Annotated in this window: 21 protein-coding genes and 1 riboswitch; of the genes, 10 read left to right on the top strand and 11 right to left on the bottom strand. The window is 44.2% G+C overall.

Going from position 1 to position 19,240, the window contains the following annotated elements:
• The first annotated feature begins 70 nt into the window (after positions 1 to 70).
• Positions 71 to 1,897: a choice-of-anchor I family protein gene (locus tag AACT19_RS01420; RefSeq protein ID WP_076644882.1), complete on the top strand. Its 1,827-nt coding sequence runs from the start codon at positions 71 to 73 to the stop codon at positions 1,895 to 1,897.
• 106 nt (positions 1,898 to 2,003) lie between these two features.
• On the opposite strand, the gene AACT19_RS01425 is transcribed toward AACT19_RS01420, so the two are convergent.
• On the bottom strand, positions 2,004 to 2,723 hold the full coding sequence (locus AACT19_RS01425) for an SDR family oxidoreductase (protein WP_008216572.1): 720 nt from the start codon (positions 2,721 to 2,723) through the stop codon (positions 2,004 to 2,006).
• A gap of 226 nt (positions 2,724 to 2,949) precedes the next feature.
• Between AACT19_RS01425 and AACT19_RS01430 the strand changes: the two genes are divergently transcribed.
• Positions 2,950 to 3,855 (top strand): LysR family transcriptional regulator, encoded by a 906-nt coding sequence (locus AACT19_RS01430; RefSeq protein ID WP_048611619.1) that lies wholly within the window; start codon positions 2,950 to 2,952, stop codon positions 3,853 to 3,855.
• A 47-nt stretch (positions 3,856 to 3,902) separates the two neighbouring features.
• Here the strand turns inward: AACT19_RS01430 and AACT19_RS01435 are convergent, their stop codons facing one another.
• Positions 3,903 to 4,241: a winged helix-turn-helix transcriptional regulator gene (locus AACT19_RS01435; protein WP_004733017.1), complete on the bottom strand. Its 339-nt coding sequence runs from the start codon at positions 4,239 to 4,241 to the stop codon at positions 3,903 to 3,905.
• 105 nt (positions 4,242 to 4,346) lie between these two features.
• Here AACT19_RS01435 and AACT19_RS01440 point away from each other — a divergent pair, with 105 nt between their 5' ends.
• Both AACT19_RS01440 and AACT19_RS01445 read left to right on the top strand, forming a co-directional pair.
• A complete protein-coding gene (locus AACT19_RS01440; protein WP_076644883.1) occupies positions 4,347 to 5,114 on the top strand; it encodes an SDR family NAD(P)-dependent oxidoreductase in 768 nt (255 codons plus the stop codon).
• A gap of 134 nt (positions 5,115 to 5,248) precedes the next feature.
• Complete coding sequence (locus AACT19_RS01445) at positions 5,249 to 5,902, top strand: cupin domain-containing protein (protein WP_076644884.1); 654 nt, start codon at positions 5,249 to 5,251, stop codon at positions 5,900 to 5,902.
• A gap of 77 nt (positions 5,903 to 5,979) precedes the next feature.
• Here the strand turns inward: AACT19_RS01445 and AACT19_RS01450 are convergent, their stop codons facing one another.
• Positions 5,980 to 6,618, bottom strand: a complete 639-nt coding sequence (locus AACT19_RS01450; RefSeq protein ID WP_076644885.1) for an NAD(P)-dependent oxidoreductase — start codon at positions 6,616 to 6,618, stop codon at positions 5,980 to 5,982.
• A gap of 154 nt (positions 6,619 to 6,772) precedes the next feature.
• On the opposite strand from AACT19_RS01450, the gene AACT19_RS01455 reads away from it, so the two are divergent.
• Positions 6,773 to 7,669 (top strand): LysR family transcriptional regulator, encoded by an 897-nt coding sequence (locus AACT19_RS01455; RefSeq protein ID WP_029222234.1) that lies wholly within the window; start codon positions 6,773 to 6,775, stop codon positions 7,667 to 7,669.
• 146 nt (positions 7,670 to 7,815) lie between these two features.
• Here AACT19_RS01455 and AACT19_RS01460 read toward each other — a convergent pair whose 3' ends face one another.
• Together AACT19_RS01460 and ribB are read right to left on the bottom strand one after the other, a co-directional pair.
• A complete protein-coding gene (locus AACT19_RS01460) occupies positions 7,816 to 8,664 on the bottom strand; it encodes a hypothetical protein (RefSeq protein WP_076644886.1) in 849 nt (282 codons plus the stop codon).
• 381 nt (positions 8,665 to 9,045) lie between these two features.
• A complete protein-coding gene (gene ribB / locus AACT19_RS01465) occupies positions 9,046 to 9,702 on the bottom strand; it encodes a 3,4-dihydroxy-2-butanone-4-phosphate synthase (RefSeq protein WP_004733029.1) in 657 nt (218 codons plus the stop codon).
• 186 nt (positions 9,703 to 9,888) lie between these two features.
• A riboswitch (FMN riboswitch) is annotated at positions 9,889 to 10,039 on the bottom strand.
• A gap of 386 nt (positions 10,040 to 10,425) precedes the next feature.
• On the opposite strand from ribB, the gene AACT19_RS01470 reads away from it, so the two are divergent.
• Positions 10,426 to 11,172 carry a phosphatase PAP2 family protein gene (locus tag AACT19_RS01470; RefSeq protein WP_076644887.1) on the top strand — a complete coding sequence of 249 codons (747 nt, stop codon included), beginning with the start codon at positions 10,426 to 10,428 and terminating at the stop codon, positions 11,170 to 11,172.
• 53 nt (positions 11,173 to 11,225) lie between these two features.
• Here the strand turns inward: AACT19_RS01470 and AACT19_RS01475 are convergent, their stop codons facing one another.
• The 3 genes from AACT19_RS01475 to AACT19_RS01485 form a co-directional block, all read right to left on the bottom strand.
• On the bottom strand, positions 11,226 to 11,588 hold the full coding sequence (locus tag AACT19_RS01475; RefSeq protein ID WP_076644888.1) for an MmcQ/YjbR family DNA-binding protein: 363 nt from the start codon (positions 11,586 to 11,588) through the stop codon (positions 11,226 to 11,228).
• A gap of 78 nt (positions 11,589 to 11,666) precedes the next feature.
• Positions 11,667 to 12,392, bottom strand: a complete 726-nt coding sequence (locus AACT19_RS01480) for a sulfite exporter TauE/SafE family protein (protein WP_198595040.1) — start codon at positions 12,390 to 12,392, stop codon at positions 11,667 to 11,669.
• Between the two features lie 224 nt (positions 12,393 to 12,616).
• A complete protein-coding gene (locus tag AACT19_RS01485; RefSeq protein WP_076644890.1) occupies positions 12,617 to 13,822 on the bottom strand; it encodes an MFS transporter in 1,206 nt (401 codons plus the stop codon).
• A 29-nt stretch (positions 13,823 to 13,851) separates the two neighbouring features.
• On the opposite strand from AACT19_RS01485, the gene AACT19_RS01490 reads away from it, so the two are divergent.
• Both AACT19_RS01490 and AACT19_RS01495 read left to right on the top strand, forming a co-directional pair.
• Positions 13,852 to 14,001: a hypothetical protein gene (locus AACT19_RS01490; RefSeq protein WP_181257496.1), complete on the top strand. Its 150-nt coding sequence runs from the start codon at positions 13,852 to 13,854 to the stop codon at positions 13,999 to 14,001.
• Positions 14,002 to 14,461: 460 nt separating this feature from the next.
• Positions 14,462 to 15,076 carry a YitT family protein gene (locus AACT19_RS01495; protein ID WP_029222369.1) on the top strand — a complete coding sequence of 205 codons (615 nt, stop codon included), beginning with the start codon at positions 14,462 to 14,464 and terminating at the stop codon, positions 15,074 to 15,076.
• Positions 15,077 to 15,212: 136 nt separating this feature from the next.
• Here the strand turns inward: AACT19_RS01495 and sigZ are convergent, their stop codons facing one another.
• Positions 15,213 to 15,827, bottom strand: a complete 615-nt coding sequence (sigZ, locus tag AACT19_RS01500; RefSeq protein WP_054541540.1) for an RNA polymerase sigma factor SigZ — start codon at positions 15,825 to 15,827, stop codon at positions 15,213 to 15,215.
• A complete protein-coding gene (locus tag AACT19_RS01505; protein WP_004733042.1) occupies positions 15,811 to 16,107 on the bottom strand; it encodes an ArsR/SmtB family transcription factor in 297 nt (98 codons plus the stop codon). The genes sigZ and AACT19_RS01505 overlap by 17 nt, the downstream gene beginning before the upstream one ends.
• 233 nt (positions 16,108 to 16,340) lie before the next feature.
• Here AACT19_RS01505 and AACT19_RS01510 point away from each other — a divergent pair, with 233 nt between their 5' ends.
• Complete coding sequence (locus AACT19_RS01510; protein ID WP_065681115.1) at positions 16,341 to 17,441, top strand: permease; 1,101 nt, start codon at positions 16,341 to 16,343, stop codon at positions 17,439 to 17,441.
• Between the two features lie 102 nt (positions 17,442 to 17,543).
• On the opposite strand, the gene trmY is transcribed toward AACT19_RS01510, so the two are convergent.
• On the bottom strand, positions 17,544 to 18,143 hold the full coding sequence (gene trmY / locus AACT19_RS01515; RefSeq protein WP_076644892.1) for a tRNA (pseudouridine(54)-N(1))-methyltransferase TrmY: 600 nt from the start codon (positions 18,141 to 18,143) through the stop codon (positions 17,544 to 17,546).
• 257 nt (positions 18,144 to 18,400) lie between these two features.
• Here trmY and AACT19_RS01520 point away from each other — a divergent pair, with 257 nt between their 5' ends.
• Complete coding sequence (locus tag AACT19_RS01520) at positions 18,401 to 18,925, top strand: DUF3087 family protein (protein ID WP_076644893.1); 525 nt, start codon at positions 18,401 to 18,403, stop codon at positions 18,923 to 18,925.
• Positions 18,926 to 19,240 lie beyond the last annotated feature (315 nt).

The raw sequence follows: 19,240 nt of genomic DNA on the forward strand, positions 1-19,240 counted from the left end.
TTGTTAATAAAAGAGAAAGATAAGTGTCATAACAGCCCTCTATGATCGCGTTTCAAATCATGGAGGATATATGAATCGTAAATTTAATAAGCTGACACTATTACTACCTATTGCGGTAAATTCTGCTCTAGTCGGGTGTTCGCAGTCAACTTCAACGTCGGCAACACCATCAACAACTGCTACCCCATCTCAAACGTCACTTGATGCTTTTAGCCTTCAATGCCAGTCCATCGAGCAGCCAAGTGCTTCCAATGTTGAGGTAACCGGAATCAGTCTGGTTGGTCGTGCTATTGCCGACGCCCCGTTTGATACCTCAGCAGCCGAAATCGTCAGCTACGATTCATGTACCGATAAGCTATATGTGGTTAACGCTCAAGCGCAGAAAGTTGATGTGTTATCAATGAACTCGGCTAGCGAACCAACATCTTCGGGTTCGATTAATCTTCAATCAGCGTCTGCAGCTGCTGGTATTGATATTGGTGCAGCGAACAGTGTGTCTACTCATCAAGGATTAGTTGCTGTCGCGATTGAAAATGCTGACAAGCAACAGAACGGCATCATTGCACTTTATCGTTCAGACACGCTAGAGCTGATCACTACTTATACGGCTGGTGCATTACCGGACATGGTGAGCTTCTCGAAAGGTGGTCGCTACATTGCCTCTGCAAATGAAGGTGAGCCGAATGCGGATTACAGCATTGACCCTGAAGGTTCAGTAACGCTAGTGGATTTAACCAATGGCCCTTTGCAAGCCACAGTCACTCAAATTGATTTTAAGGCATTCAATCAAGGTCAGCCTCGCCATGCAGAGCTGACCGACAAGGTTCGAATCTCTGCGCCGAATGCAACCGTTGCTCAAGACCTTGAACCGGAATACCTAACGTTTGCTGATAACGGAAAACTCTACGTTGCCCTTCAAGAGAACAACGCATTGGCAGCGATTGATGTGGTGAGTGCACAAGTGGATGCGATTCTTGGACTAGGCGGCAAGCCTTGGGATAAAGCTAAGCTAGATGCGTCAAACAAAGACAAAAACATCGGTAATCTCCAAAGCTACGCAATGTTAGAAGGCCTTTACATGCCAGACAGCATCACCAGCTACAGTGTTGATGGCAACACCTATATTGTGACTGCGAATGAAGGTGATGGTCGTGAGTATGGCATCAAAACCACGCAAGAAATGTGTGACGAGAAAGGTTTTGAGTGGGATGGTGATGACTATAAAGGCACCGAAAACTACACAACAGAAAAAGACTTTTGTATCGCTTATGTCGATGAAGTGCGTGGCAAGAAGTTAGACGTTGATGCTAACCACCCATTGGCTGGTGCATTGAAAGACAATAATCAATTGGCTCGCCTTAAGGTGATTAAGCCACAAGGGACACTTGCCGCCGACCAAAAGGTTCAAGCATTCGGTAGCCGCTCATTCTCTATCTGGGATGAGTCGGGTGAGTTAGTGTTTGATAGTGGCGATGATTTTGCTCGAATCGTACTTGAGCAAGATCCTGCAAACTTCAACAGCACCAATGATAACAACCAAAGTGGTGACGATCGCAGTGATGATAAAGGGATTGAACCTGAAGCTATCGAAGTGGCTGAGATCAACGGCAAGCACTATGCATTTATTGGACTTGAGCGCCAAGGTGGCATCATGGTTTACGACGTAACACAGCCTAAAAACGCAAGTTTCATCAGCTACTTGAACAATCGCGACTTTACTCAGCCAGTGTGCACTAAGGTTGATGAAGACGGTGATTGCGACAACGAGACTTACAACGCTAAAGCGGGTGATTTAGGTCCAGAGTCAATCAAGTATTTCACTCGCTCTGGTAACCACTTTATCGCGGTCGGCAATGAAGTGAGCGGCAGCACATCAGTTTACCGCGTTGAGTTTTAATCACGGTTACTGCTTGTAGCTAGACTTAATAAAAACAAAAGCGCCACTACTGAATAAGTAGTGGCGCTTTTTAGTTCATCGCTTGTTTAGTAACGATAGCAAAGGCCTATGGCTGTTGCTTAGTTGGTGCTAGAGCAATCTCACGGATACATACGTTCTGTGGTTGTTGGTAAGCGAATGATACTGCGCGAGCAATATCGTCAGCTGCCAATACGCCGCCCATGTCTTCTTTCCAAGAATCGTAACCGTCTTTGATCTCTTGAGATGTTGTGTGAGACAGAAGTTCTGTTTCTACAGCACCTGGTGCAATAGTGGTAACACGAACGTTTGAAGCCGCCACTTCTTCACGAACGTTCTCAGAAATAGCGTGTACCGCGAACTTAGTACCACAGTAAGCAGCGTGGCTTGGGAATGTTTTCTTACCCGCGATAGAGCTGATGTTGATGATAGTACCTGTGTTACGTTCCATCATCGGAGCAAGTACAGATTGCATGCCGTTTAGCAGACCAATTACGTTCACGTCGAACATTGTCTTCCACTCTTGAGCGTCTTGAGTATCGATTTGACCAAGAAGCATTGCACCAGCGTTGTTGATAAGCGCGTCCACAGGGCCAAATTTCTCTTCACCTTGTGCGATTGCTGCATCAAAAGACGCTTTGTCTGTTACGTCTACTTTCACAGATAGAGAGTTTGGTAGGTTCAGCGCTTCAAGGCGATCAATACGACGAGCTAGAAGTAGCAGAGGGTGGCCTTCATCGCTTAGACGACGAGCGATTGCTTCACCAATACCAGAGCTTGCACCTGTAATTACGATTAGTTTTTTCATTTTATTTCCTCTGTACTTTTATTGCGTCGGTTGGCTACGACGTATTGTTTAAGTGCATTCGAATCAAGTGCTTGTTGCCTTGCTTCGTTGCGATGGAGGTATATTAAGGAAAATAGCATTGTTGATATATAGCGCTTTACTTGAAACACTGTTGCTGTGGTGCAACAATGAACATGTGCTCTCTATTACTTCATCATCTTAAAATCTCACAACTAAGCTGGCGACCATGCTCAATCAAATTAACCTATCTGATATTCGTTCTTTCGTGCTTATCGCTCGTTTAGGTAACTTCACTAAAGCGGCGGAGGAGCTTGATGTGTCGCGCTCCCACGTATCACGCCAAGTGAGTAGCCTGGAAAAACAGATGGGTGTGACACTGTTTATCCGCACCACTCGAACCTTGAGGCTGACGCACGCAGGGCAAGATCTGTACGCGAGGTGTGAACAAGCCTTAGATAATATAGACCAAGCCTTGATTGCTGCTGTGGATGATGTCGAAGAGGTGCGCGGCGACATAAAAGTAAACTGTGTTGGCGGTTATCTGGGCGAGGTGATCATCGCAGACCTGGTCAATGAGTTCATGCAACTCTACCCAGACATCAGCATCAGTCTTGATTTCAGTAGTAACCGAGTCGACTTGATTGAAGACGCGTTTGATATTGCTTTTCGCATGGGAAGCTTAGAAGACGCGGGCTTTATCGCAAGAAAGCTTTTAGACATTGAGATGGGAACACTCGCGAGCCCTGAGTATTTTGCTCGTAAAGGAAAGCCTAATCACCCTAAAGATCTTATTCACCATGACTGCTTAACGGGGTCAGTGCGCAAGTGGAGCTTTCAAGCGCTAGATGACACCAAGAAAACGGTCGATGTGCATGTGACGGGTAGACTGCAATGTAAAAATGGCCGAGTGTTGGTGCAGGGCGCGAAGTCGGGCAACGGAATTATTCGTGTACCAACCATCTATTGCTTACAAGAACTCAACGACGGGCAATTGCTGCAAGTGTTTGAAGAATGGGTGGTGCCTAAGGTCGACTTTTCAGCGATCTACCATCGAGACCGCTATCAACCAAGTCGAATTAGAACCTTTATTGATTTTGTGAAAGGCCGTTTTGAGCAAATGCCAGTCAGCTAAATAGTGCTTGCTGACCATTATTTGGAATAGAGCAGATTCGCGTGGGCTTACATCTCGTCGATTTCGTTTTGTAGGTTTTCTAGCTGGTCTAGAATCAACAAAAACTTCTCGCCGAACGGAGTCACTTGGTATTCAACTCTTGGTGGCAGTTCGTTGAACATTTGCTTATCTAAAATCCCAAATTCTACATTTCGCTTCAAACATTCATTCAATACCTTGGTCGATAACCCTTCGACCGAGCGCACCATTTCACCAGGGCGATTAATGCCATTTGCGAGCAATTGGTAGACCGTTAGCGACCATTTACAGCCGTAGATGGTTTCTACCATGCGAGCTGAGCGCTCTGGTGCTGATTTTCTTGAAAAAAAGTTTTCCTGATTTTTCATAAAGATGTACCAATAAGTACCTACCTAACCGATTTGTACTTACTATTCATAGTGTTAGTTCAAGGCCTAAGATTACCACGTTCACATGACTTAGGAGATAACAAAATGAACTTCACTAAAAATGGTATTGCAGTAGTAATCGGTGGCACGAGCGGGATGGGCTTTGAAACAGCGAAGCAGTTAGTCGCTCAAAACATCCATGTGTTGGTTGTCGGCAATAACCCAACTAAGTTAGATAAAGCGGTGTCAGAACTTCAATCACTAGGCAACGCTTCTGGTTGGCAAGCTAACCTTTATGATGATGCGAGTGTGTCTCGCCTTATTGCGCATTTAGAGTCGCTCGAAGAAGGTATTGGTTACCTTGTTAATGCTGCAGGTTACTTCAACCCTAAAGCGTTTATTGAGCACCAAGAATCTGATTACGAGCAATACATGCAGCTTAATAAAGCAACCTTCTTCATTACTCAAGCGATAAGCAAGTTGATGATCAAGAACGGCGGCGGCAGTGTGGTTAACGTTGGTTCTATGTGGGGTAAGCAAGCAATCAAAGCGACGCCATCTTCTGCCTATTCAATGGCTAAAGCTGGCCTACACGCATTAACACAACACATGGCAATGGAGCTGGCTGAACATAACATTCGTGTGAATGCGGTTTCCCCGGCTGTGGTTAAAACACCGATTTACGAATCTTTCATCAAACCTGAAGATGTGGATCAAGCGTTAGAAGGTTTCAACGCATTCCATCCGATTGGTCGAGTTGGTTTGCCGAAAGACATCGCCAATAGCATCTCTTTCTTACTGTCAGACAGTGCTGATTGGGTAACGGGTGCAATCTGGGATGTTGATGGCGGTGTGATCGCTGGCCGCAATTAATTAGGCTTCTTTTCAGGAGGCTGTCGCGTAGGCAAATAGCTGCGAAATGGCCTCCTTGATGAGTATTCGCGTAGAATAGAAACGAGAAAGACAACAATAATAATTAAAACGATAACAAGAGTAAGGTCGCCATTATGTTCAACATGGACTTTTCAAAGAGACTGGTTATAGAAACCGAGATATTAGATTGGATCGCGAGCCCTGCCAAAGGGGTATGGCGTAAGCCGCTTGAAAGAGAAGAGAAAGAATCAGGTCACACGACCAGTGTTGTGAAGTACGAACCGGAATCTTCGTTTTCTGAGCACCCGCATCCGCAAGGCGAAGAAATCTTCGTGTTAGACGGTGTTTTCTCTGATGAAACTGGAGATTTCCCAGCGGGCACTTATATCCGTAATCCGCCGGGCAGTGCGCACTCTCCATCAAGCAAAAATGGCTGCACGATCTTGGTGAAGCTTAACCAGTTTGATGCGAAAGACTTAACTCAAGTTCGCATTAATACTCTAGAAACAGAGTGGCTTCCGGGTATTGGTGGTTTACAAGTGATGCCACTGCATGAATTCGAGCACGAGCATGTCGCTTTAGTGAAGTGGCCTGTTGGCGAACGTTTTCAGCCGCACCGTCACTTTGGTGGTGAAGAGATTTTTGTGTTGTCAGGCACTTTTAAAGATGAACATGGTGAGTATCCAAAACACACATGGATGCGTAGCCCGCATATGAGCGAGCATTTCCCTTATGTGGAAGAAGAGACGGTTATCCTAGTGAAAACGGGTCACTTGCCATTGGGTTAAAGGAATGCTCCATATAAAGATGAGAAAGCCGCATTGTTTTGAACAAGCGGCTTTTTTAGTTTTTATATATGAGCTGACTAGTAAGCGACACCAATGCGTTGGCGTGGGAACTTGCCAGTTTCGAGTTCATCAATCATCGCGATAGCGTAGTCGCTGACGGATATTTTGCTGTTGCCATCTTCGTCAGTGAGCAGTTGATCACCACCTGTGCGGTAGGTTGATAGCTTATCGCCCGGGAAGATTTCCGCAGCAGGGCTAACGAATGTCCAGTTAACCTTGTCATTAGATTGTTTGAACACTTCAAGGGCTTCTCCTTGTGCTAGCGCTTCGTTTTTGTAGTCCGCAGGGAAGTCAGGAACGGTAACTAACGGTACGTTTGGCGCCACTTCTAATGAGCCTGCACCTCCTACCCAAAGTAGACGTTCGATGCCAATGCTTGGCAATGTATCAAGCAACTTAACTGCTGTGTTTTTTACGATGTCGTGATTGCCTAGAGCGCGTCCACCAATCGAAGCAATTACAGCATCAACGCCTGAGAAAGCGGTCGCTAGACTTGCCGCTTCATCTTGTAAATCAAATGAACGAACTTCAACATCGCTGATTTCTACGCGGCTTGCATCTCTTACAACAGCAACAACTTCGTGTCCGCGAGATTGAGCTTCTTGAGCTATGTGACTACCAATCCAACCTGATGCGCCTAATACTGCAATTTTCATAATGTCTCTCCAATTATCTAATTTATTGAGTCTGTTTCTCGACAGCCATTGCAGTCTAATAGCTCACTAGATTGCGATAAATATCGTGAAATGATGTAGATTGTATCTATACAGTTATCTAATAGGCTTGGTTAAGTCGGTAAGGGAGAGTGTGATGGACAGGTTGACGGCGATGCGTAGCTTTGTTGAAGTCGCAAATTGCGCCAGTTTTACTCAAGCAGCAGAGCATTTGGACATGAGCCGTTTACAGGTTTCACGGCATGTTCAAGAGATCGAAGGGTGGTTAAAACAAAGGCTTCTGCACAGAACGACTCGTAAGGTAAGTTTGACGACAGCAGGGGAGATTGCGCTACAACGTTGCGAAAAAATACTCCATGAAACGGCGGAGCTAGAAGTCACAGCACTTAATCAAACCGATGCTCTTTCCGGAACCATTCGAATAGCAGCCCCAATTGGCTTGACTCAACATATGCTGTTGAGTGTGGTTGAACAGTTCACAGAGCTTCATCCCAGTATCACGGTAGAGCTATTTGCTTCTGACCATTTTGCTCAGCTGGTGGATGATAGAATCGATATTGCGCTGCGCTATACCGATCAACCTGACGATAGTTTGATTGCTCGAAAGCTAATGGAAATTGATTCGGTGGTGTGTGCCTCACAAGACTACCTAGACAAACACGGTGAACCTGAAACGGTTGAAGCGCTTAGACAACACAATTGTTTTCGTCATTTGAGTGTCTCTAAGTGGGATTTTGTTAAGGATAACCAACATTATTCGGTTGAGGTGTCGGGGACTATTAAGGCCAACGATGTTGGGGTGTTAGCTCGCGCCGCACAGCATGGCAAAGGGGTTGTTCGATTACCTTGTGATTTAGCGAATCCGTTGATTGCTGAAGGGAAGCTGAAACGAATTTTTGATGATTTTGTTTCACCGAGTAGTGTGCTTTGGGCGGTGTACTTGTCTCGCAGTTATCAGCTGCCTGTTGTTCGTCAGTTCATTGATTTTGCAGCAGAAGCTTGGTCTAGCGATATCAAATCTGGAGACGTTTAAGCTTACATCGCTCATAACTTGTCTCGTCCTAAAATAGAACCAAATAAATATATAAGCCCATAAATACAAAAATCCGATATCAAAGGTGATATCGGATTTGAACTCAATAATTCAGAGTTCCAGCACGCTCTCCTCTCACGAAGTCTTTACATGTAATGATGTACGGATAATCGGGTGTTTATCGCCTTATCGTTGATGCTAGGTAAAGGCTGATACAAGCTTTTGGTAATGTCTGATAATACTTGGTCGTAGACTTGCGATACCACAGTAGAGATATCACTGGTTAACTCGTACATGCTATCTGCTGGTTGGGTCGCTTCAGTGCTTGATGCGATCTCGGTAAGTGCATGCATCGCACGTGTACAAATGGGCGACCCACTGCTGATAGGGCAGATAATCGATAATTGGTTGAGTTTGCGGTGTGTCTGAGATGCGTAGAATTTGAATCTCGCATACTCCTCAGGCTTCTCCATATCAGGTATGCACATTCTCAGCTTGGTCAAGATCTCCATGCAGTCTAAGATCTGTTGCCAATTCATGTGGTATTCACTACTCATGTCTTCTCGCTCAGACTGGATCAGCCAGATGATCATCACTTCATCCATCAAGAACATGCTGTGGCGAATTGTTTTGCCATGAATCGATTGGTTGCGCACCAAGCTGCGGTTTTGCCATTCGCTGTGCATGGCAATGAGCTTAAGGTGATAGATGCGATACATAGGGCGACTATCAAACGAAACATGAGATTGAAGCAATTCAGAGACCTCAAGTATGTTGTCGTAAATCTCGTTCACTTTACGAATCGAGTCGCTAGACAATTTATACGCCAGAGCGTAATGCGTTGCCGCGCGATGTTTACGTGATAACAACAATAGCTCTCTGAGCAAAACTAAGGTTTCAAACCTGTGTGATAGCGCCGTTTGTCTCTTTCTTGAGAAATGAAATAGGGCAGCAAGTACTGCTATGGATAAACCAACTGAAATAATTACAAACATATTTAACTCCTAATATGTGCATACCTACTTAGTGGTAGTGCAGACACCGTGCCAAAATAAATAAGTGTTATATTTCAGTTATTTATGGTTTTTCTGTGATTGAGGGTGATCAATAATGGTGCATGACTTCACCATTTGAGTGACTGTTTCTCATATTTTGCAGGATTTTTTGAGAGGTTACGCTTTTCTTGCGATTAGGCTGGGGAGGTTTCGATAGGTAGGGACACTTCGGCGATCAATCTCTAGCTCGTCTCAAAATACGGAAATTAAAAAGGCCTAATTCTTTAATGCTATTAACTAGAAACAGCATTAAAGAATTAGGCCTTTCAATATTTATTAGCGATCCAATTATCGCCAGCGCTGGACACTGACGATTAAGCGTTATGCAAGCTTAAGGTCGAACTCAGTGCGGTACATAACCATATCTTCAATGGTCAGTACTGGCATGTTGTGCATTTTACCGAAAGCAACGATCTCTGGCGCTTTTGCCATCGTGCCATCTGGGTTGGTTACTTCACACAGTACACCGGCAGATTGAAGACCAGCCATTTGCATAAGATCCACTGTGCCTTCTGTGTGGCCGCGACGAGCAAGTACACCACCTTTACGAGCACGCAATGGGAATACGTGGCCAGGGCGAGCAAGGTCAGTAGGCTTAGCTGTTGGATTTGCAGCTGTCTTGATCGTTGTTACACGGTCAGCGGCAGAAACACCTGTTGTTACACCCACTTTCGCTTCGATAGTTACGGTAAACGCAGTTTGGTTTGCGCTGTTGTTATCAACAACCATAGGTGGAAGTTCAAGTTGGTTCGCTTGCTCGTCAGTTAGACACAGGCACACAATGCCGCTGCATTCGCGGATCATAAGCGCCATTTGAGCATTCGTCAGGTGTTCTACTGAGTAGATGATGTCGCCTTCGTTCTCACGATCTTCATCGTCAAGTAGAAGTACGCCACGACCTTCGCGTAGAGCTTGCAGTGCGTTTTCAACGCGAGTGATTGGTTCGCCAAATTCGGCAAGTAGTGAAGACTGATTCATGGTTAAACTCCTAAAATATCACCAGAATCAGGGCTGTATGAGGGATCTCAACCGAGCACAACAAAGCCTACTCATTACAAGTCAACTTTAGCTCATTATGGTTTTATCCAAAACGAAATGCACCCGCCTAAGTTGGAGGCATGAACCCAATAAATGGGTGCGCCTTTCCAACTTAAACGAGTGTGTTTTCATTCTCTCTCATCCGGACTATAACCGTCGGCTCTGGCATCTCACCAGATCTGCTGACCTCGACGAATCGAGCGCTCGCGGGCTTATCTTTAGATTTTGCTAAGGACATACCGCCGGTGGGGAATTTCGCCCCGCCCTGAGAATAAAAATTAATAACCTGTTTTGCTTTTGAAAGCAGACCAGATGGTAATCCTTTCAATAGTGGATTTAAAGGACTGACAGCAAAGTTTTTAAGATTCTGGCCTTATAATCCGGTAAGTGTTCACTTTATCAGCAGAACGCGTCCGGTAGTCTATTAGTGGGATGATGCCTTTGTCTCGTCTGGTTTCAGTGATTTTTGCTATCTCTATGAACATAAATGGATGTTGAACATTATTGGTGCTGGCGTGGCTGTTCACCGAATCAATACTCAAGAGGTCCATTAATCGAATATTGTTACACCATGACGGCTGACTGACCGTTTTGACATAAAATTGATATTGACGATGCTAAGCTGCGATAGCATCCGACCACTTTATCTAAAAGATCTTAGCCATGACTTCTCTGTTCTCTAACAAATCCAAAGGCTTATTACTGCTCGTTCTAAGTTTGTATTCCCTCATACCCTTTTTGATATTTGGATCTGACTTCGACCTTGGAAGTGCTGTTTTGCCTTTCTATGGAGCCTTCATAACGTTTGTGACTTACTCTGCGGGCAATCAAGGATTCTTGGTAACGCTAGCTATTTTGTCTTTAGTATTGTTCACGATGAAGTTTTCCAAAGCTAAGTTAGTCAGTCTTTGTCTGCAGCTCGGCTTGTTGTTGGTGCTTAGCTTTGCAGCGAAAACCTTCTTAAAGCATTCCACTGAGAGCCCTCGTCCTTATTCTGAGTATTTGGTGACGCAGGAAGTGGTTGATATGCCGGAAGTGTTTTACGAATTACCATTGGTTGAAAAGAATGCTGCGATTGAGTCTGTACAAGATAAGGTGAGCGAGTGGCGAACACGTCACTGGTTGGGTGAAACCGACTACTCTTTCCCATCTGGACATATGATTTTCGTCGGTGTGTGCTTGGCGTTCTTTGGTGGTCTTCTCCTAGAGGCGAAACGCTTTTATCTAGTCGGTGGTTTACTGGCTTGGGCTGGTGGTGTCGCCTATAGCCGTGTTTGGCTTGGCATGCATCGACCAGAGGACTTAGCCGGATCTATTGCCTTTGCGGGTTTGATCTATTTATTGGTGCCGCTTATCTCAGAGCAAAAAATAGAACGCTATATACCTGCATTTTTGAAACAGACTTCTTAGGGAGCCTTCCTCACTGCAAAAGAAGGGCTCAGATTAGCAGTACGTAATAAACGTTATTGATTGAGCCCTAGCTCTGCTTGTTTCTTTTTGGTTAGACCTAAGGACACAATTCGGTGTGACTCAGTGAGGTAGTATCTCAGCTCCTCATCCTTTTCTGGCGTGCTTTCAAACAGCTGAATCCATTTCATACCACGCGAAGCAAAGTAAGGAGCAGGTTTATAACCGGGTTCCTCTTTCAGAAAGTCGAAGTTCTGATCGGACGCCTTGAAGATAAACGCAGGCTCATCTTTCGGTCCCCAACCACCAATCGCAAACACCTTGCCACCCACTTTCCAAACGTGCGAGTTATTCCACTGCATCACATAACTGGTTGCAGGCAGTGACTCGCAGAATGCATTGAATTCGTCGTAAGTCATAGAGCGTCCTTTTATCTATTGGGAGTTTGAACTGTGTTGGTTTTCTAAGATGTCTTTTTCGGTCTTTATCGCCAATAACTAGCTAGCTAAACCCTGCCAGATTGCCGTAAAGCCACTGAGAGAACATAGCAGTAATGAACCAATGCGTATCTTCTCTTTAGGGATGCTTTGTGTCGTCATTAACGCCACTTTGTAACCCAACCAAGCAGCAGGCAGCAAAGGTATAGTGATGATCAAGTGGTGTAGCGTGAAGAAGCCAATTGGGATCTGTACAACCAACGAAATGATCGAACTAAACACGAAAAACGCAGAAAGGTTACCACGAAGCTGATTGGCATCTTGGTGTTGGAGTAGCAGTGCCATCGGTGGACCACCAATACCAGAACTAGTGCCAAAGAACCCAGAGAAGAACCCTGCAATACCCATCTTGATTGGGGTTGGTTCGAGCCTGAATGGCAGTAGGCTAACAATCACGGCAAATACCACCAATAAGCCCAACCACAATGACAACACGCTCGTTGAAACCATCACCAATAATGCTCCGCCTGCCAGTGAGCCTGGAATGCGGCCCAGCAATGCGATTTTTAACCCGCCAATAGAAATGTTTGCACGGTGTTTAAAGGCGTTGAATAAAGAGATAAACAGGCCAACCAAGCAGATAGGCGCAGGTACATAGTCTGGTGAAACCAAAAACAGTAGTGGGGCTGCAACAATAGCCAAACCAAAGCCGATTGCGGTTTGCACAAATGAGCCAGCAAAAATGAGTGCCATTGCGATAAGGACAGTCTGATCTATGTATTCCATAAGCCTGCGGATTAGTTTTAAAGGAGCGAGTGGATACTATAAATTAAAACGAAAAGGATAGTCTTATTATTCAGTGAGGTTTATGCAAATATCGGCCGTTTTAATTGGTGAAATAGTGACTAACAAAAAAGCGAGTGAGTATATCAGGATGTTTCCCTTCAATACTCACTCGCTTTATTGGAACGACTTGTTGTTTACGCTAGTGGGGGAGTCAGCGTTAAACGTTAAGCCATTGCCAATTTCAGTCGCTCAATCGGCTTGTCATTGATTGGTAAATGGATAAGCGCTGCCGCAAATGCAAGTACCACGGTTGACCACCAGATTGGCTCGTAAGAACCGTAGTAATCGTAAATACGACCGCCAACCCAAGCGCCTAAGAAGCTACCCACTTGGTGAGTAAAGAACACCAAACCGTACAACGTCGACAGATAACGAGCACCGAAGATCTGACGAACTAAGCCAGACGTTAGCGGAACTGTACCCAACCAACAGAATCCAATGGCCGCACCGAAGATAGCCGCGGTTGATTCAGTCACAGGCAGAGTAACAAACGCACCGATAACCACAGTTCGCACTAAGTACAGTGCGGACATAACGTGGCGTTTGCTGAACTTATCGCCCATTACACCCCAGAAGTAAGACCCGAAGATGTTGAAGATGCCAACGTAAGCCAGTGCCATTGCTGCGCTGCTCGCCGGTAGGTTTTTGTCTGCTAAGTAACTTGGTAGGTGCGTCGCAATGAACATTACGTGGAAACCACACACGAAGAAGCCCGCGTGAATTAACCAGTAGCTTTTGTTCGCAAACGCCTCAGACAGTGCTTCTTTTAGTGTCTGAGTGTCTTCTACTTGTTTATTGGTTGCCGATCTCGGCGCTCGCATAAACAGCGCAAAAGAGATCATGAAACAACAAAGTACGCCAAATACTTGCATCGCACTCTGCCAGTCAAATTCGTTCAACATGTATTGCGCGCCCGGAATTACCGCGAACATACCAAATGAACCTGCTGCTGTGGTTAAACCAAATGCCTTCGCTGCGTGCTCTGCAGGTACTACTTTTGCTACCGCGCCTAATACGATCACATAGCTCGTCGCACTTAACCCAAGGCCAACCAGTGCGCCTAGTGAAACGTAAAGCATGCTTGATTCGGTAGAAATAGAGGTAAGAAGTAAACCCAAACCGTAAGCACATGCGCCAGCAATAATGATGCGTCTTGCTCCCCATTTGTCAGCAGCCATACCAACAAAAGGTTGGAACACGCCAAACAATAGGTTTTGTAGCGCAATCGCGAAGCTGAAAAAGTCTCGCCCCGTGCCGAAATGCTCTGAAATTGGCATCATGAAAATGCCGAATGATTGTCTGATCCCTAGACTGATAATAAGTGTGCCGATCCCAAGCCATACCAGTAAAGGAAAACGGAAAATGCTCATTCTAATACTCTTAAATTAATGGTGGTGATGTGAGTGGTCTTGCGCTGACATATGTTGGTCAGTCATCTCATGGTGATGTTCGTGCCCAGAATGCTCATGCGCTGATTGCTGGTGGCAGCCACTGCTCACGGCATGCTGAGCCAAGAGATCAATCAATGGCTGACTGTGATGCACAATAACCAAACTAATGACGAGAAATAGCGTCATTCTGGCCAGTTGGGCAAAAAGAGATTGTGAAAACATAAGGTGTTTACATGCGCTCAATGTTGTAAGAAGTCGCGCATCATAATGACGAGTAGGGTATGTATCAAATGACCATTTGTGATTTAGTCTATGCGTTTTACGCATAGATTTATGCGTCGTTAGAATTGGGGCGAAACGTGACCAATAAATAGGAAAACTCGAAGTTTACTGGTTAATAGATAGAAGTATGTAATTAAGAATGAAAGCTCAAATGCAAGATTGTAACTGTCTGTTTAATTGAAGATTTCACAAAACTGTAAAAACTAATATACAAACTAATCACTAATCAACATTGGCCATTCACTCGACTTATCTGTCAAACATCGTAAATTTGGGCATAAATCGTTTCAAAACTACTGAAACGCGATGTTAAAAGATTCAGGGAGAGTCATTCACATGGATAAAGATCATAACCTTCGCGAAAATTTACTGGCACTGCTCTTAGGTAGCGCACTGGTTTCACTCGGCGTTATCTTTTTCAACCAAGTCGGTTTGCTCACCGGAGGCACGGCTGGTCTAGCGATCTTCATTACCAAAGTAACAGACCTAAGCTTTGGCCAAGTGTTCTTCGCACTTAACTTACCTTTCTATATTTTGTCGGTTGCTCGTATGGGCTGGCGCTTCACCATCAATACCTTTATCGCTGTTTCGATTGTTTCGTTCGCTGTGGATCACTTGTATCACGTGATTCAGATTGCCGAAATACATGCATTGTATGCAGCGTTAATTGGTGGTGGCTTGATTGGTACCGGCATGTTGGTGATTTTCCGTCATAAGATGAGCTTAGGTGGCTTCAACATTCTGGCGTTGTTCTTACAAGAACGTTTTGGGATTCGAGCAGGTAAGGTTCAGATGGCACTAGACTGCACGATTGTTGTGCTTTCTCTGTTCATTGTTGATGTGTCATTGGTTCTCCTGTCTGTGCTTGGTGCGATAGTCACCAACTTGATTCTAGCAATGAATCATAAACCGGGGCGCTATCAACCTGTGGTAAAAGCGGAAGCAGCATAGTTCGGTTCGATCAAGCACTAGGTTCGCTTAAGCACTCGATTCGCATAAACAAAGCGTGATTTGCAGATTATGAAACAACAAAGCCAGCATCAATTGCTGGCTTTGTTCTATTGAAATAACGGGTTCGATGTAGCGATTAACACTTGCCGCAGCTAGCGTCCCGCTTAAGCTCGCAATCAATCACATTGCCTTGTTGATCAAGGGACAAGTTACAGCACTCTTCAAACAAGTTCTTAAGATCCCCGCGGCTTTTCTGAACACGAGACTTAACGGTTGAGTAGCTGATGTTTTGAGCCTCTGCGATCTCTTTTTGGCTTTGGCCTTTGATATCGACAGCAAGCAGTAGCGATGAACTTTGTTCTGGCAGTGCCTGAATAAAAGGTTCAATACACAATGAGAGCTTCTGCTTAAATTCAGAGTCGTGGTCTAAATCGGTAAACCACAGATCTTCAGCATCAATTTGGCTATCGCGTTGTTGGCGTGCATGCTTACGGTAGAAGTCGATAATGGTGTTGTTGGCTAACTGGAACAGCCAAGCCTTAACACTGCTCGCATCTTGTACCTTGTCTAAGTTCTGATAGGTCTTAATCAAGATATCTTGGAGCAAGTCGTCTACATCCGCTGAATTGTTGATCTTTGAATGCAGGAATGACTTTAATGCTTGCTGATATTCGGCCCAGACTTGTTCGAGCTTTAAAGGTGCCTTATTCAAAGGTGCCCCGTTCAAAGGTGCATCAGTTGCACTGTTCATTTACGCAACACTCGTCTTGTAAGAAATCAATCACGCCTTCTAGACACTCATACTCCGCCACGCAGAATAGAGTTCTTCCTTCTCGTCTTTGGCTGATTAGGCCCGCAGACGCCAAGCTTGATATGTGGTGAGACAAGGTAGAACCGGGAATGCCTAGTTCTTCTTGTAGGCCGCCAACTGCAATGCCTTGATAGCCAGCTTTAACGACACTCTTATAAATGGTTAGGCGAATAGGGTGCCCCAACTCTTTAAGTGCTTTCGCAACGACTTCTAAGTTCATATTAACTCCTCAAGATTTAATTTCGATATTAGTCGAAATGTATGTCGAATTCAAATTTAAAAACGGTGGCTGTGTAAGTCATTGAAAAAATGTGTTTTAGAAAATCATTTCGATTTTTATCGAAATAAAGCTTGATCTGGAGCTGTTTATTCCTATAATTCGAGAATATTCGAAATTAAGGGTTGGTTACTTTTCTCATAGAGCCCGACCTTCAATCCAGTTTGGAGTTAATTATGAGCAATGAAATGTTAACAATGCTAAAAGACGCACTTGATATGTTCGCTTTCTTAGCAGTAGAGCTAATTATCCTTTTCTTAGCGATCAGCTACATTGTTGGGATTCTTCAAGAGTTCCTTACACCAGAAAAGATTCAATCTATCCTGAGCTCACGTAATGGTAAGGGTTATGTAGTAGCAGCACTACTGGGGGCAATTACACCTTTCTGTTCATGTTCGACCATTCCTTTCTTAAAAGGATTGCTGCGTGCAAGAGCGGGTTTCGGTCCAATGATGGTGTTCCTATTCGGTAGCCCGCTATTGAACCCAGTGATCATTGGTTTGTTTGTGATTACCTTCGGCTGGCAAGTTGCTGTGTTCTACTTCCTTGTAGCAATGACGGTGTCTGTAGTGGCTGGTTACGCACTTGAGAAGCTTGGCTTTGAGCGTTACGTAAAACCTGAAGCGTATGAATCAACAGGTTCAGCTTCAAGCTGTGGTACTAGCTGTGGTGACTCTGCTCCTCGAAAAGCAGCGCCAGCTAAAGCGGAATCTTCATGTGGTACAAGTGTATGTGGCGAACCTGCACCAGTAATGACTAAGGAGACATCTTGCTGCGATTCGAAAAAAGAAGAACCACAAGTCACTGTTTCATGCTGTTCAGCGGATGGAAGCGTAACAGCTGAAATCGTAGAGAAGAAAGAACCTAGCCGTTGGATGAGAATTTGGTTCTCAACTTGGAAAGACTTCAAACAAGTTTTCCCTTACCTGATGATGGGTATCGCGATTGGTTCATTCATCTACGGCTTCATTCCTACAGACTTAATTGCACAGTACGCTGGTGAAGGTATGTGGTATGCGATTCCTGTAGCCGCTGTAATTGGTATCCCACTATACATTCGTGCTGAAGCGGTAATCCCATTAAGTGCTGCTCTAGTTCAGAAAGGTATGGCGTTGGGTTCAGTAATGGCATTGATTATCGGTAGTGCAGGTGCAAGTTTGACAGAAGTTATCCTACTTAAATCAATCTTCAAGAACCAAATGATTGCAGCATTCCTATTCGTTATCCTAAGCATGGCGATGGGTGCAGGCTTCCTATACAGCTTCATCTTTGGTTAATCAGGCCTGATTCTGAGATAACACCACAGATACCAAGAGATAGACAATTAAAAGAGCTCACATAGTTGAGCTCTTTTTTTGTCTAGACTATTAGTTCGGAGGTTAGAACCCCCTTATATCAAGCTCATTGTTGATCAACACAACACACTGAGAAGCAAACAACATGTTTGGACCTAAGCTGATTTTCTCTGTCCCTAAACGCTTCAAGCTATTGTAGCTTTTCTTCGGCATAGGGATGTGATCAGTAAGAAGGAAACATGGGTTTTCAGCAATCTCTGCATCACGGATAAAGTCACCCTTCTTATCCATCATGTACAGCTGGTGGTCTTCGGCCAGTTCTTTGACCAACTTTTCAAAGCTCATAGTGCGAACAGTGATGCCCGGTTCTACCTGACGTGTCTGTTCTTTTGTCATGCCTTGAGAAGCGTCAACCGCTCTTATTACCGCAGATAACAGTGCAGATTCATGAAAGCCACCAATGTTGGTGATTTCATTTGAATCGAATGTAATGGTACGAGAAAAGTCTTTAGTACTCTCTAGCACAAGGTGCACGGTGACATTCTCACGGTGAGATTGAGCAACGAAGATCGTGTTCATCAGAGTATGAGCCAGAATCTCAGTATGAGCGTCTTGCCCAACACCTTCTAAGATAAGTTTGCTCTCTGTAGGGGCTGCGCGAGCGCGTAATACAAATGAACGCATGGAATGTACCTTGTCAGTATGTGATAAAGCGAAACAGACTTTATCAGCATGAATTGATGAATAACTAAAAATTATGGCGGTATGTAACTCTTTTCTATTAATGAAGTCAAATGGAGTTATGTATAGTACTGACCAGAAGAACTCTAAGTATTAAATAGAGAGTGACCACATTACAAGATGGTAAAGGTTGAAGCGAAGCAAGGTTTACATAGATAGTATGCGCAAATTATTAGGTGACTTACATAAGGAAGTAGTCGATGAAGTTACAGAAGATTAATAAAGAAGAATATAGAAAGAAGATGAACCTACTGTTGGTTTTATTGGTTGGGTCACTCGCCTTGTTTGCTATCGTATTCGGTAGCATTCTGATTGAGCTTTTTGGTTCAGCTGGATCCGTTACTGGGGAAGCGACGGGTAATTTCCATTTGAATGTATTCGGGGTGATTTTGTCAGTCGCCTTGAATGCGTTTATTGCGAGCCGTGTGAAAGGGCATAATTACTTTAAAGAAGCGCTTTATGTGTGGAACCTGAAACAAATTCACAATCAAATCTATCGTAAGCTTAAACGTATTCAACCAAAAGCTGAGCAAGGTGATCGAGAAGCATTAACTATCCTTTACTTCTATTACACTACGCAAAAACAGGTATACGACCTAGATAACAATACATTGACGATAAAAATGGTTCAGCAATCGCTAGATAACATAGTGGAGCTAAGTAAAAAGTGGAGTATCGAACTGGATATAGAGGCATTTTCGAAAGATCTAGTCGCAAAATTCTAAGTTATATGCTCTTGATTGTATGAGCTTTAACCTGTGAAAGAGGGTTTTGACGTAAAAGTAGCCGCTTAAGCAACTTTTTTGAATTTTTATTAAAATAGGGGTTGCCATGTTTTCGATGATCTCTATAATGCCGCCTCACTGACACGGCTGACGCTACAAGGCTTCAGCGGTAATCAGTAAGACGGAAAGTTCGAAAGAAATTAATTTTAAAAAGTGTTTGACACTTAAGATTAAATCGCTAGAATTCACGTCCGCTTTCAAAGGTTTCTTTGTAAAAAGAAAGTTTCGATAAGCAAAGCTCTTTAACAATTTAAA

The organism is Vibrio sp. 10N.222.47.A9 (assembly GCF_963872585.1).
GTDB lineage: Bacteria > Pseudomonadota > Gammaproteobacteria > Enterobacterales > Vibrionaceae > Vibrio > Vibrio splendidus.

Excerpts from the sequence above, each read along its gene's own strand:
- AACT19_RS01470 (WP_076644887.1), top strand. The coding sequence starts at position 10,426 with ATGACTTCTCTGTTCTCTAACAAATCCAAAGGCTTATTACTGCTCGTT.
- trmY (WP_076644892.1), bottom strand. The coding sequence starts at position 18,143 with ATGCGTTCATTTGTATTACGCGCTCGCGCAGCCCCTACAGAGAGCAAA.
- AACT19_RS01485 (WP_076644890.1), bottom strand. The coding sequence starts at position 13,822 with ATGAGCATTTTCCGTTTTCCTTTACTGGTATGGCTTGGGATCGGCACA.
- sigZ (WP_054541540.1), bottom strand. The coding sequence starts at position 15,827 with ATGAACAGTGCAACTGATGCACCTTTGAACGGGGCACCTTTGAATAAG.
- AACT19_RS01425 (WP_008216572.1), bottom strand. The coding sequence starts at position 2,723 with ATGAAAAAACTAATCGTAATTACAGGTGCAAGCTCTGGTATTGGTGAA.
- AACT19_RS01440 (WP_076644883.1), top strand. The coding sequence starts at position 4,347 with ATGAACTTCACTAAAAATGGTATTGCAGTAGTAATCGGTGGCACGAGC.
- AACT19_RS01505 (WP_004733042.1), bottom strand. The coding sequence starts at position 16,107 with ATGAACTTAGAAGTCGTTGCGAAAGCACTTAAAGAGTTGGGGCACCCT.
- ribB (WP_004733029.1), bottom strand. The coding sequence starts at position 9,702 with ATGAATCAGTCTTCACTACTTGCCGAATTTGGCGAACCAATCACTCGC.
- AACT19_RS01430 (WP_048611619.1), top strand. The coding sequence starts at position 2,950 with ATGCTCAATCAAATTAACCTATCTGATATTCGTTCTTTCGTGCTTATC.
- AACT19_RS01475 (WP_076644888.1), bottom strand. The coding sequence starts at position 11,588 with ATGACTTACGACGAATTCAATGCATTCTGCGAGTCACTGCCTGCAACC.
- AACT19_RS01520 (WP_076644893.1), top strand. The coding sequence starts at position 18,401 with ATGAAGTTACAGAAGATTAATAAAGAAGAATATAGAAAGAAGATGAAC.
- AACT19_RS01480 (WP_198595040.1), bottom strand. The coding sequence starts at position 12,392 with ATGGAATACATAGATCAGACTGTCCTTATCGCAATGGCACTCATTTTT.
- AACT19_RS01450 (WP_076644885.1), bottom strand. The coding sequence starts at position 6,618 with ATGAAAATTGCAGTATTAGGCGCATCAGGTTGGATTGGTAGTCACATA.
- AACT19_RS01420 (WP_076644882.1), top strand. The coding sequence starts at position 71 with ATGAATCGTAAATTTAATAAGCTGACACTATTACTACCTATTGCGGTA.
- AACT19_RS01445 (WP_076644884.1), top strand. The coding sequence starts at position 5,249 with ATGTTCAACATGGACTTTTCAAAGAGACTGGTTATAGAAACCGAGATA.
- AACT19_RS01495 (WP_029222369.1), top strand. The coding sequence starts at position 14,462 with ATGGATAAAGATCATAACCTTCGCGAAAATTTACTGGCACTGCTCTTA.
- AACT19_RS01510 (WP_065681115.1), top strand. The coding sequence starts at position 16,341 with ATGAGCAATGAAATGTTAACAATGCTAAAAGACGCACTTGATATGTTC.
- AACT19_RS01455 (WP_029222234.1), top strand. The coding sequence starts at position 6,773 with ATGGACAGGTTGACGGCGATGCGTAGCTTTGTTGAAGTCGCAAATTGC.
- AACT19_RS01460 (WP_076644886.1), bottom strand. The coding sequence starts at position 8,664 with ATGTTTGTAATTATTTCAGTTGGTTTATCCATAGCAGTACTTGCTGCC.
- AACT19_RS01435 (WP_004733017.1), bottom strand. The coding sequence starts at position 4,241 with ATGAAAAATCAGGAAAACTTTTTTTCAAGAAAATCAGCACCAGAGCGC.